Source organism: Cryobacterium sp. (assembly GCF_025463825.1).
In the GTDB taxonomy this organism is placed as follows: Bacteria; Actinomycetota; Actinomycetes; order Actinomycetales; family Microbacteriaceae; genus Cryobacterium.
Genome location: NZ_JAODBG010000120.1, coordinates 1 through 11,735 on the forward strand (window position 1 = coordinate 1; position 11,735 = coordinate 11,735).

Here is an 11,735-nt window from a genome sequence, read left to right on the forward strand (position 1 = left end):
GGGGATCTGATCCTTATTTCCTCACTATGTCCTTGGTGCGAATGTGAGGTCTAGCGGAACAGGGACACGACACCGAGCATGACGAGGGCGAACAGCGGGAAGAGCCAGTTGGTGACCACCATGGCCACCCGGGTGCCGCGGCCCTCACCGGCGGATGCCTCCGCGAGCGGGTCGATGATCCCGTCGCTGCTCCCCGGGCGGCGGGCTCGCACGGTGTTCATGATCGACAGCGCCACCATGACAAGCGAGCAGGTGACCAGCCATGGCACCGGGTCAAGGGCCAGCCATGCCTCCGCCCGGTTCGACGGCGCAACTACCGAGGAAAAGAACCCGGCCAACCCGCCGAACGCGACGAGAAGGACGATCGCCCGGATGCGACGGACAATTGCCGCCAGGTAGAGCGGCAGGAGCGCAACGGCGATCACGGGGGCGGCGATCAGCGCCAACTGGGCGGGCGAGAGAAGCAGCGGTTCCGACTGCGCCCACGCGGCCGCGGCCTGGGTGAAGAGCAGGAATGCCAGCAGGCCGATCATCGCCGGCCAGAGTGCGGTGCGCATCCACTCGTATTGGGGCGCGCGAGGCAGGTCGAGCGAGGCCGCGTAGTGCCTGGCCGGCCCGAAGGCCTCCTCGGCGCTCTGGCCGGTGTCAGCCAGAAGCTCCCGGGCGCTGGCCACGGTGTCCCCGATCGCCGCGCCGTAGACCTGCTGCAGGCGCAGCTCGAGAACGAGTTCGTCGAACCATTTCTTGTCGGTTCCGGTGCGGATCATTCTGGGGTCTCCTTTGTGGGCCGTTCGGGGTCGAGATAGCGGATGCTGGTGCCGGCGAAGCGGTGCCATTCGACCCTGAGGCGCGCCAGTTCCGCGCGGCCGTGGTCGGTGAGCGCGAAGTACTTGCGGCCGGGGCCACCGTCGCCCGCGCGCCACTCGGTGACCACGAGGCCGGCGGTTTCGTAGCGCGTGAGGAGCGGATACAGGGTGCCGCCCTTGATCGTGCCGAAGCCGTGCTGCTCGAAGTCACCGATCATGGCATAGCCGTACGACGGTCCGGCGGCAAGCGCGCGCAGGGCGAGGAACCCCAGGGTCGCCCGCAGCCAGTCGCTGGGCCAGTCGCCGGCTGCCGCGGCGGGCTGCTCGGAACGGGGATCGGTCATGGCTATATAGTGTCTCTAAGTAGTGAGACTGTCAAGATCTATTCCGGCACACGCCAGAGAGCAGAGCGTACGCCGGGATCTCAGTCGCAGGTGCTGAGCACGGCCGTCATCGCGGCCCGGTCCTCCGGGGTGACCCCGAGGTCGTAGGCGACGAACACCGGCACAAGTTTGTCGACGTACCAGCACTGCAGGCTGGTGTCGGCGGGCAGGTCGTCCCAGACCACCCGCTGGCCGAGGTCGTGCCGGTCGGAGACGTCCGGGTAGTAGCCGGGCAGCCACTCGCTGGGCAACGAATCCGACTTCGACGAATTCTCCGAACCCTTCACGGCCAGCAGGTTGACCGGGTCGTTGGCCAGGGCCTCGCGCTTCTCGGCCGGCCACGCCGCTCCTCCGGTGGCGTATACGGCCTTCAGCGGCAGCAGGTGGTCGATCTGCACCTCGGCCGAGGTGTTCTGGCCCCGAACGAAGTCGATGGTCTCTCCCGTGTACGGGTCGGTGAGGATGCCCGTGTAGACCCGGCAGGTCGCCGGATCGATGTCGGTGCCGGTGAGGTCGCGGGTGAGGATGTCGTTACGGGTGTCGCAACCGTTCTGGTCGAAGTCGAGGGCCCAGGCCTCGCCGAAGAGCTCTTCCCGGTTGCCGGCGTAGCTGCCGTCATCCGTGTAGACCGCGTCGGGCAGCACGGTCACCAGGGCCAGCGCTTGGGCCGGCGTGAGCGCCGATGGCGGCACGGGGACCGGCGCGTTGACCGGTGTGCTGGACTGCCCGCTAGGCTCGGCGGTCGGCGAGCCGGCGCTCTGGTCGGTGGCGAAATGGCCGACACCCCACACGATGGCGATGGCCACGATCAGGGTGACCAGGTAGCGGGGGCCGCTGATGCGGCTGCGGCTGCGGGTGGACCGGGGACGAACGGATGGGCGACGGCTCATTGCTGGGAACTCACGATCTCTCCATCCTGCCACGCGGTGGTGGAACTATCTTCGCGGGCATGTGAGGCTTAACGGGTGCCCCAGATCGATGAATCCACCCGCATTCGAGAGGCGGGCTCCCTGGACCGCCCCTGGGTGACCGTCGTCTGGGACGACCCGGTGAACCTGATGTCCTACGTCGCCTACGTGTTCCGCAGTTACTTCGGGGTGAGCGCGCCGGAGGCCGAACGCCTCATGCTGCAGGTGCACAACAACGGCCGCGCCGTCGTGGCGACGGGCAACCGCGAATCGATGGAACGCCACGTCGAGGCGATGCACGGCTACGGACTGTGGGCCACCCTCGACAAGGCGGAAGAGTAGATGCCGAAGAACCGGACCGGCGCATGATGGAATTCCGCCGGGAGGAATCGGGCACTGTGTCGGCGATGTTCGAGCCCGTCGAGGTCGACCTGTTGCGCCACGTCGCATCCCAGCTGTTGCAGCTGCTCGCCTCCGTCGACACCGAGGATGCGAGCATGATCGCCCAGCCCGCCATCCACCGGTTACTGCCGGATGCCTACCCAGACGACCCCGAGGCCGCCGCCGAGTTCCGCCGCTTCACGGCCGACGGCCTGATCGAGGGCAAGATCGCCAACGCCGGGGTGGTGCTTGCCGCGCTCGGCGATGACGAACGCTCACCCGACTCCGAATGGGCGGATGCCGCCGGCGCGGATGCGTCGCCGCACGACCCACTACCAGTACCGATCGTGCTCAGCGAGCCGCAGGTGCAGTCCTGGCTGCGCACCCTGACCGACCTGCGCCTCGTGGTGGCCGACCGTCTGCAGATCGACCCGACCGGCGTCCCGCACCTCGACGACGAGGAGTCCCAAGTAGTGAACGAGATTTACAACTGGCTGGGCATGGTGCAGGAGTCCCTCGTCTACGCGATCGACGCGTAGCCGCCGCTCGGGCCACTCAGCGCAACTGTTGCCCAACCGGACAATTGCGCCCGGCACACCGGACGCAATTGTCCGCACGGGGACCAGTTGTGGGATCAGGCTCCGCTCGGCACCGCCTGCAGCGCCGCGTAGGCGCGCCGCGGGCCGGCGTCGTTCGCGAGGGACGCGCCCAGCGCCGTGAGCCGGGCACGCGGTTCGCCGCCGAGTTCGAGCAGCGCCACGGCGGCGAGCCGCAGGTCGGCCGGGGTGGCCGTGTTCGGGTCGAGCGAGCGCCCGAACCCGGCCTGCTCCAGCGCCGCGGCACCGGCGAACTGGTCGGTCGAGAACGGCAGGACCAGGAGCGGCACTCCCGCGGTCATGGCCTCGGTGACGGAGTTGTTGCCACCGTGGGTCACGGCCAGGGCGGCGTGGCCGAGCAGCGTCACCTGGGGCAGGAACGAACGCACGAGCCAGGACTTCGGGATCGGCCCGAGTTCGGCCGCATCCGTCGACCCCACCGCGACCGCGACGCGCACGCCGGTGCCGCCACTGCCTGACTCGCCACAGCCTGACTCGTCACTGCCTGACTCGTCGGCGCCGAGATCGCGCAGCGCCTCGGCGACCCGGGCGAGCACGTCGCCGCGCACGGACAGGAAGCTGCCGAAGCTCACGTAAACCAGTGGACGGTCGTCGCCCCCGGCCAGCCAGCGGGTCACCTCGGGGTCGTCCGCCTCGCTCCGTACCGCCGAGCCGAGGAAGGCATGCTCGGGCAGCAGCGCCGTGCGGGCCGGGTCGTGCAGTTCGGCCGGGTAGTTGAGCAGCAGCACGTCCCCGGTCTCGGTGAACGCGTCGCCGCTGGGCGCGGCCGTCGCCTCCAGCTGGAGCAGGGCGTCGTTCCACTGCCGGGTGAAGTCGTCCCGCACCCGCTCGCACAGCAGCCGCAACTGCTGCAGTGCCTGCGCATCGGGTGTGAAGGCCGCTGGCCAGTCGGACGGGGATCCGTACACCTCGTCGCCGACGGGAAGCGCGGAGGGATGCCCGAGCACGACGTCGGCATGGTGCACCCCGGCGCTGATCAGCGCCAGGCGGGCACTGAAGGCGAGGTGGTCCACGATCACCTGGTCCGGCTGGATCTCGGCGACGATGCGCTGCACCTCGCGGGCCACCACGACGGGATTCCAGAGCAGGTCGCTGCTGCGGGCCTCGGCCTGGAACCGGAGGGTCTCCACCAGGCCGACCCGGGTGGCGTCGAAGAAGCCCCGCAGCGCGTCGTCCTCGCCGGTGGGCTGGTCTTCGGCGCGAATGGTGCCGGGGTTCGACCCGCGGCCGAGTTGCAGGTTGACCCGTTCGAAGCCGAAGTCGGCGACGATGCCCGCCGTTGCCGGACCGCTGGCCACGACGACCCGTTCGCCGGCGGCCTTCCAGGCGGTGCCGAGGGTCGCGAGCGGGAACAGGTGCGAGGCGTAATCCGGGCTGATGATCAGGAGGGTCATGAGGCGCTCAACGCCCAGTCGATGGCGTGGGCCTCGGTGACCGACCGGTAGACACCGGCGAGGGTGCCGGCCATGGCCTGGATGGCGAAGGTGCCGGCGACCATGTCGGCCGCGCGCTCGGCGAACTCTGCCCCGAACGGGCCACCGGCCAGGTCGAGGGCGTCGGAGATCCCGCCGGCCAGGCGAGCGGCATCCGCCGTGTTCACCAGGAAGCCGGTGGTGCCGTCCTCGACGTAGGTGGCGGGGCCGCCGGCGTCGGGGGCCACGACCGTTAGGCCGGTGGCCATCGCCTCGAGCAGCGCGATGCCGAATTCTTCCTTCATGCTCGCGCAGACGTACACGCCGCTCGGGGCGGCAAGGCCGGGCCGGCCATACCGGGCGGCGGCCAGCCAGCGGGCCACGGAGTCGTTGGCGCGGTGCCCGGCGAGCAGCAGGCCGTGCTCGGCCGCGGTGGCGAGGGGGACGGCTCGGCCGATGAGATCGAGCTGGCCGCGTTCGTCCAGCGTGGGGTTGGCCAGGTCTCCCCCGACGATCAGCAGGTTGCACCGTTCTCGGAGAGCGGCGTCGTCGGCCCAGGCGTGCACGAGCGTCGCCATGCCCTTCACCCGGTGCAGCCGGCCGACGCTCACCGCCAGCGGCAGATGGCGCCGCGCCGGCGGCAAGGTCTGCAGCAGGGCATCGAGGTCGGCGAAGTCGGCGGGGTCCGCAGCGATCGCGGCGGCCACGGACCTGTCGATGACGGTGAGGTCGATGCCCTCGGCGACGACGGAGTGGCGCTCGGGGTGTTCGGTGATGTCGATGCCGACGAGGGCACGCATGTCGCGCTCCAATTCCGGGCGGGGGAACAGCACCGTGTGCGCGGCGTCGGCAGCCATCCGCTGCACGAGCCGGGCCCGGAACCAGAAGTGCTCGGCCTCGTCGACGGTGCCGAAGTTGGCGCGCGTGAGCGTGCCGGCGGCGTCCATGGCGGTGATGACGCTGTGCGGGTCGGGCGCGACGGTGAAGACCACCGGAATCTCGAGTTCGCGGGCCACCGTCGACGCCGCGAGGGTGCCGACATCGGCCATCCGCAGGTGCAGCACGTCGACGGTGCCGGCCGCGCGCAGGATGCGGCGGATGCCACGCTGCACGGCCACCCGGCGGGGCCAGGACTCGGCCGACGAAATCGGGGCGCCTAGGAACGGCACGGTCGCGAAGGCGTGCCCGGACAGGGTCGAGCTCACCTCCGGCAGACAGGCCAGGGCGGCGTCGGGGCCGCCACGGGAGAGGGTGAGCACTCGGTCCACGGTCGGCGCGAGGAGATCGGTTTCCCCGTCGCCGGCGACCAGGGCGTCACCCAGGCGCACCAGCAGGGTGGCGATGCCGCCGTTGTCGCCGGAGCCCACCTGGCTGAGTTCCCGGTCGATGTCCGCGTGCAGGAAAAGCTGGGCCACGGTCTGGCCCTGGCTCCACGGCGCCCGCGGGTAGGCCGGCACCGTGAGGTCGAGCAGGGCGAGCCTGGCCACGCCGGCCAGGTCGTCGTCGCCACGGGCCAGGTCGGTCACCAGGGCGATGACGGCGTCGTTGGCCGGGCCGTCGCCGAGCGCGGCAACCGCGGCGGCACGCGCGTCGAGGCCCTCGGCGGAGTCCGCGGCGATGCGTCGCAGCGTCCGCTGAGGAATACGCCCCGGAATCAGCCCGAGAGTCTCGACGAGGCGGGCGCGAGCGGCCGGGTCGGCCACGCCGAGCATGGCGCCCTCAGCGGCCAGGGCCACGTGCTCCGGGGCGGAGGCAGCCCACTGCTCCAGGGTGCGCTGGGCGATCATGCCGGAGAAGCCCCCGGCAACGACCATGCTCGTCAGCCCGGCGAGAGCGTCGAAGCGCGGCAGCCTGGTGCCGAAGGCCCAGGCGGCGTGCTCGCGCAGGAACCCGGACTCGTGCTCGAGCAAGGTCACGAGGACATCGTCGGCGGAGTCGTCGAAGACCTGGGCAAGCGCGTGCACCGCGGCGATGGCGGTGAGCTGGTCGCCGGGGTCGACCGCGGCCTGGGCGAGCAGGCGCACGGCGCGGTTGCCGCCGTCACGGCTCGCGGCGATGGTGAGGTCGTCGGCGCAACGGATGCCCGCCAGGATGCCGTCGGCCTGCCGCATGGTGTCCAGTGTGGTGTGGGTTCCCACGGTCTCTCCCTTTGGGCGGACAGGTCCGCCTCGCGTCTCGGTCACCGCGGAAGGGTGCTCCGCGCCGGTCCGGGATGCCGGGGCAGGCAAGACTGCCAACCCATGGTCTCCCATCACTACTTCGGTGCGGTCCCCGAAAAGGTTTGCCCCGGATGCGACATCCGGCCATGGCCGGGGGGCCGGCTCGGGGCCGAACGGATGTGGTCAGGATCTTGGCAGGTTGTCGGACCGGCCGCGTCAGCACCGCGCGGAACCGAACCGGGTTCAGAACACCAGGCCGGCTGACGCCGTCAGCCCGCCGTCGGCCGCGAGGGTGGTGCCCGTCACATAGGAGGCGGCCGGGGAGAGCAGGAAGGCGATCACCTGCGCGATCTCGGCCGGTTCACCCAGCCGGCACAGCGGGATCCGGCGGGAGAAGTCACGCCCGAAGGACTGGTCGGCCGGGTTGCCGTCGCCGGTGTCGACGCGAACCAGGCCGGAGGCCACGTTATTCACCCGGATGCCCCGGGCCGCGTAGGTCAGGGCGGAGGACCGCACCAGGTCGATCATGGCGATCTTCGACGCGTGGTAGGCCCAGTTGCCCGGGTCGGCGAGCAGCCCGGCCACCGAGGCGGTGGCGACGATGCTGCGATGGCCGTCGAGCGAGAGCCCGTTGACGGCCGACTGGATGCCCAACGCGATGCTGTTGAGGTTGCGGGCCAGCAGGCGCTCCCCCTCGGCCATGGTCCCCGGCACCCGCAGAGACCTGGACCCGCCGATGTCGGCGTGCAACACGGCCGCGTCGAGCCGCCCGAAGGTGTCGAGGGCCTGGGTCACGGCGTTGTCGGACTCGGTCTCGACGCCGACGTCACCCACCAGCACGAGGTGCCGCTCTCCCAGGGTCGGGGTGGCCTGCACGTCGACCCCTGCCACCGCGTAGCCGTTCAGCAGGAGCCGGGCGACGACGGCCCGGCCGATGATCGAGCCGGCCCCGGTGACCAGAGCGACCGGCGTCCGGGTCTCGTCGGTCAAGGCAGCGACCGGGCGGGTGTCCACGTCCTCAGTCAACTCGACCGGGGACGCCACTTCGAGTGCCATTTCCACCTCCACGGGACGCGCAATACGTCTTCGGGCTCCTAAGGAAATGCTACGCTCGCCCGGCCGCGAATGGGAAAAACATCCTCGCGGTGGCGTCTGTCGGAGGAGTGACCTACACTTTGAACATCGAACATTTGTTCGATGTTCTCGTGCGAAAGGCGCTCATGCCCCAGATCATCGACACCGCAGTGCAGGTCGAACTCTCCGCGGACGGCGACCCGATGGCGTTCGTCTGGGACCGATTCGAGCACACCATCATCGGGCAGCCTCAGGCCGTTTTCACCCGCACCCGCTGGTGGGAGGACGAGGGCACCCCCACCCGCATCGATACCGAACTGTGGCGGGTGGATGCCGCGCGCGGCGGGGAAGAGCAGCACCGGTATGACCTGCGCCACGATGCCGACGGCACCTGGGTGCTCTCGCTCGATTGGGGGTGAGCGTGCCTGTGAGCTTCCCGCACCTGCATGTGGCCAGCGCTTATTCCACCCATTACGGCGTGACCCTGCCGGAGGCCCTCGCCGGACAGGCCGCCGCCGACGGGGCCACCTTCCTGGCGGTCACCGACCGCGATGGCCTGTACGGCGCCGTCAAGCATGTGCGGGCCTGCGTGGCCGCGGGGCTGCAGCCCGGGCTCGGCGCCGACCTCGAGGTGCACGACGACGACGACCAGGTCTCGCTGGGCCGCGTCGTGGTGCTGGCGCACGGCGGCACCGATGGCCGGGGCTACGCGGCCCTCTGCCGGGCCGTCTCCAGTGCCCACGAGACTTCGGTCCGGCTGCCCGGCCGCGGCCCGAGCATCCCCCGCAGCCGTCTCGCCCAGCTGGCCGGCCTGAGCTCGCTCACGGTGCTGCTCGGCCCGGCCTCCGATGTGGGTCTGGCCATCGAACGACGCGACAACACGCTGGCGCGCGCGAACCTGGCCGCCTGGCTGCGGCTGATGCCGCCGCAGTCCGTGGCGCTCGAGATCGTCTGCCACCTCGCCGAGCCCGGCACCCCCGGCAGCGTCGCTCCGGCTACCCGCATGCTCGCGCTGGCCGAGCACGCCCGGCTCCCGGCCGTGCTCAGCAACGCCGTGCGCTACGGCACCCCCGGCGAAGCCGTCACCGCCGACCTCGCCGACGCGGCAAGGCACCTCACCCCACTGGCCAAGCTCGAACAGCTGCCACTGGCCGGCCTGCAGGTGAACAGCACGCACGACAACGGCCTGCCGGGCAGCGCCCTGCAGGTGAATGGCCAGGCCTGGCTGAAGCCGGCGGCCGCGATGCGGCAGGTGGCCCGCATGGTCGTCGACGCCGGCCAGCACAGCGACGGCGCCCTGGCCCGCCTGCTGCGCGACACCAACGACCTCGCCGACCGGTGCGCGCTCGACCCTGCCGCCGACATCGGACTCGGCCGGCCGCGGATGCCCGAGGCAAGCGTGATCGGCATCACCGGCGACCCACTCACCGAGCTCTGGGCGCGCGCGCGGAACGGCATCGACGACCGCTACACCGCGGCGGGCGGGTCGGCCCTGCACGCGGCGCACGAGCGGCTCGCCCACGAGATGGCCACGGTGGAGTCGCTGGGTTTCGCCTCCTACTTCCTCACCGTCGCGAAGGTGGCCGACATTGTGCGGGGCATGGGCATCCGCATCCAGGCGCGCGGCTCCGGGGTCGGCTCCGTGCTCAACTACGCCCTGCACACCTCCTCGGTGGAGCCGATCTCCAACGGCCTGCTCTGGGAACGGTTCCTCTCCCCCGAACGGCAGACGCTGCCCGACATCGACCTCGACGTGGAATCGGCCCGGCGACACGACATCTACCGGGCTCTCTTCTCGACTTTCGGCGCCGACCGGGTCTCGCTCATGTCGATGACCAACGCCTATCGCGGCCGCGGCGCCGTGCGCGACGCCGGCCTGGCGTTGGGCATGCCGGAGACCCGGGTGGCCACGATCGCCAAGCAGATGTGGCGGTTCAACGCCCGCGACTTCCGCGCCGCCCTCGAGGAGAAACCCGAGCTCGCGGAGCTGGCCGCCGAGGTGCGGGAGTCGGCCGAGCTCGGGCTGCTCGTCGACCTCACGGCGCGGCTGGACCGGCTGCCCCGGCACATCTCGGTGCATCCGTGCGGCGTCATCCTCTCCGATGCGTCGCTGCTGGACCGCACCCCCGTGCAGGCCTCGGGGATGGGCCTGCCGATGTCGCAGTTCGACAAGCACGACATGGATCCGATGGGCCTGATCAAGCTCGACATCCTGGGGGTGCGGATGCAGTCGGCGATGGCCCACGCCCTCGAGGAGCACCACCGGCTCACCGGCGAGCAGATCGACCTGGACCGGGTACCCCTGGACGATCCGGACACCTTCGAACTGATCCGGTCCACCCGCACCCTGGGCATCTTCCAGTTGGAGTCCCCCGGTCAGATGGAACTGGTGGGCAAGCTGCAACCGGAGGTGTTCAACGACCTCACCGCCGAGATCTCGCTGTTTCGGCCGGGCCCGATGCAGAACGACATGCCGCTGACCTACCTGCGCGCCCGGCACGGCGAGGTGGCCCCAAACTACATCCATCCCCGCTTCGAAGCGATCCTGCGCGAGACCAAGGGCGTGGTGATCTTCCACGAACAGGTGATGCGGCTCTTCGACGAGCTCACCGGCTGCGGTCTCGGTTACGCCGACGTGCTCCGGCGGCACCTCGGCAGGCCGGACCAGCTGAGCGTCATCGAGGCGTATCTGCGCGAACATGCCCTGCGCCGCGGGTTCGACGAGGGCACGATCGACCGGATCTGGACCGTGCTGGCCGGTTTCGGCAGCTTCGGCTTTGCCAAGGCCCACGGCGCGGCCTTCGCGCTGCCCACCTATCAATCCGCGTGGCTGAAGACCCACCATCCGGCGGCGTTCCTGGCGGGGCTGCTCACCCACGACCCCGGCATGTGGCCCAAGGACCTGCTCGTGGCCGAGGCCAGGGTGCTCGGGGTGCCGGTGCTCGGGCTGGACGTGCAGCACAGCGCGCTGGATTACCGGGTCGAAGCCGTCGGTGACACCGCCCAGGGCATCCGGATGCCGTTGCCCGAGCTGACCGGATCTAGCGACGCCGAACGCGCCCGCATCGTGCGGCACCAGCCGTTCAGTTCGCTGCAGGATTTCCGTGACCGGGTGCACCCCCGCGCCCGCACCTTCGAGGCGCTCGCCCGGGTGGGCGCCCTGGACAGCTTCATCGGTTACGACCGCACCCGACGGCACGAACTGCTCGCCCACATCCAGTCCTTGCGGGGCACGGCCGTCGTGATCGCCGACGACCAGCTCGCATTCGAGGTGCCGCTGCCGGTAATCGACTACGCGGGTCCGCGCTTCAACGCCGTCACCTCGCTGCAGTTGCGCGGCCGCACGCAGTCCGACCTGGAGCTGCTCGACACCGGGCTGGCCGTCTCCGGGCACCGGATGCGCAAGTTCTACCCGCTGTTCGCCGAGCTTCGGGTCACCCCGGCGTCGGAACTGGCCACCCTTCCCGGGGGCACCGAGGTGCTGCTGGCCGGCGTGCGCCGCGCCACCAACACCCCGCCGATGCGGAACGGCCGGCGAGTGGTGTTCGTGAGCCTCGACGACGGTACCGGGCCGGTGGCCAACGTGGTGTTCTTCCACGACGCGCAGGAGCGCATCGGCGGCGGGGTTTTCCAGACCGAGCTGATGCTCGTGCGCGGCCGCACCAGGCGCTCCGGGGCGCGCGGGGTGTCGGTCACCGGCGAGGGGATGTGGGACCTGGTGAGGGTGGCGAAGGAGCGGGCCAGGGACAAGGCCCGCGCGGCCAAGGCGGCCAGGGCGACCGCCCTCCTCGGTGAGGATGAGGCGGGGCAGGCCGGCCACGACGCCGCGTCACCCGCCGACGAGCGGCACCCCCGCCGGCAGGCCGTCTCCGGCACGGAGACCTTCGACCTGTGGTCGACCAGGAGCGCCTAGCTGTACTGAACCGGCTGGCTGCTCGGCCCGCTCCGCGGGCAGACGCTCCGCGCTGCGCGGGTGCCGCGCCGCTCCGCGGGTG

10 protein-coding genes are annotated in these 11,735 nt (G+C 70.8%); 4 read left to right on the forward strand and 6 right to left on the reverse strand.

Features of this window, described 5'->3' with window-relative positions:
- Positions 1 to 50: 50 nt before the first annotated feature.
- The 3 genes from JWP54_RS15160 to JWP54_RS15170 all read right to left on the reverse strand — a co-directional run bounded on the left by JWP54_RS15160 (position 51) and on the right by JWP54_RS15170 (position 2,079).
- Positions 51 to 767, reverse strand: a complete 717-nt coding sequence (locus JWP54_RS15160; protein ID WP_297373525.1) for a hypothetical protein — start codon at positions 765 to 767, stop codon at positions 51 to 53.
- Positions 764 to 1,150 (reverse strand): PadR family transcriptional regulator, encoded by a 387-nt coding sequence (locus JWP54_RS15165; RefSeq protein ID WP_297373528.1) that lies wholly within the window; start codon positions 1,148 to 1,150, stop codon positions 764 to 766. Before JWP54_RS15165 ends, JWP54_RS15160 begins: the two co-directional genes overlap by 4 nt.
- 80 nt (positions 1,151 to 1,230) lie before the next feature.
- Complete coding sequence (locus tag JWP54_RS15170) at positions 1,231 to 2,079, reverse strand: HNH endonuclease family protein (protein ID WP_297373530.1); 849 nt, start codon at positions 2,077 to 2,079, stop codon at positions 1,231 to 1,233.
- 75 nt (positions 2,080 to 2,154) lie between these two features.
- Between JWP54_RS15170 and clpS the strand changes: the two genes are divergently transcribed.
- Entirely contained in the window at positions 2,155 to 2,439 is a 285-nt protein-coding gene (clpS, locus tag JWP54_RS15175) for an ATP-dependent Clp protease adapter ClpS (protein ID WP_297373533.1), read from the forward strand.
- Between the two features lie 23 nt (positions 2,440 to 2,462).
- Positions 2,463 to 3,017, forward strand: a complete 555-nt coding sequence (locus JWP54_RS15180) for a DUF2017 family protein (protein ID WP_297373535.1) — start codon at positions 2,463 to 2,465, stop codon at positions 3,015 to 3,017.
- Positions 3,018 to 3,112: 95 nt separating this feature from the next.
- On the opposite strand, the gene JWP54_RS15185 is transcribed toward JWP54_RS15180, so the two are convergent.
- From JWP54_RS15185 to JWP54_RS15195, 3 genes are all read right to left on the reverse strand, one after another.
- Positions 3,113 to 4,489: a glycosyltransferase gene (locus tag JWP54_RS15185; protein ID WP_297373538.1), complete on the reverse strand. Its 1,377-nt coding sequence runs from the start codon at positions 4,487 to 4,489 to the stop codon at positions 3,113 to 3,115.
- A complete protein-coding gene (locus tag JWP54_RS15190) occupies positions 4,486 to 6,645 on the reverse strand; it encodes a glycosyltransferase (protein ID WP_297373541.1) in 2,160 nt (719 codons plus the stop codon). The genes JWP54_RS15185 and JWP54_RS15190 overlap by 4 nt, the downstream gene beginning before the upstream one ends.
- A 264-nt stretch (positions 6,646 to 6,909) precedes the next feature.
- Positions 6,910 to 7,722 (reverse strand): SDR family oxidoreductase, encoded by an 813-nt coding sequence (locus JWP54_RS15195; protein ID WP_297373544.1) that lies wholly within the window; start codon positions 7,720 to 7,722, stop codon positions 6,910 to 6,912.
- 164 nt (positions 7,723 to 7,886) lie between these two features.
- Between JWP54_RS15195 and JWP54_RS15200 the strand changes: the two genes are divergently transcribed.
- Together JWP54_RS15200 and JWP54_RS15205 are read left to right on the forward strand one after the other, a co-directional pair.
- Positions 7,887 to 8,159: a hypothetical protein gene (locus JWP54_RS15200; protein ID WP_297373547.1), complete on the forward strand. Its 273-nt coding sequence runs from the start codon at positions 7,887 to 7,889 to the stop codon at positions 8,157 to 8,159.
- Between the two features lie 2 nt (positions 8,160 to 8,161).
- Positions 8,162 to 11,653, forward strand: coding sequence for a DNA polymerase III subunit alpha (locus tag JWP54_RS15205; RefSeq protein WP_297373550.1), 3,492 nt, complete (start codon positions 8,162 to 8,164; stop codon positions 11,651 to 11,653).
- Positions 11,654 to 11,735 lie beyond the last annotated feature (82 nt).

What these genes read in the sequence shown, in the direction of transcription:
- JWP54_RS15160 (WP_297373525.1), bottom strand. Translation starts at nt 767, where the DNA reads ATGATCCGCACCGGAACCGACAAGAAATGGTTCGACGAACTCGTTCTC.
- JWP54_RS15165 (WP_297373528.1), bottom strand. Translation starts at nt 1,150, where the DNA reads ATGACCGATCCCCGTTCCGAGCAGCCCGCCGCGGCAGCCGGCGACTGG.
- JWP54_RS15170 (WP_297373530.1), bottom strand. Translation starts at nt 2,079, where the DNA reads ATGAGCCGTCGCCCATCCGTTCGTCCCCGGTCCACCCGCAGCCGCAGC.
- JWP54_RS15180 (WP_297373535.1), top strand. Translation starts at nt 2,463, where the DNA reads ATGATGGAATTCCGCCGGGAGGAATCGGGCACTGTGTCGGCGATGTTC.
- JWP54_RS15185 (WP_297373538.1), bottom strand. Translation starts at nt 4,489, where the DNA reads ATGACCCTCCTGATCATCAGCCCGGATTACGCCTCGCACCTGTTCCCG.
- JWP54_RS15195 (WP_297373544.1), bottom strand. Translation starts at nt 7,722, where the DNA reads ATGGCACTCGAAGTGGCGTCCCCGGTCGAGTTGACTGAGGACGTGGAC.
- JWP54_RS15200 (WP_297373547.1), top strand. Translation starts at nt 7,887, where the DNA reads ATGCCCCAGATCATCGACACCGCAGTGCAGGTCGAACTCTCCGCGGAC.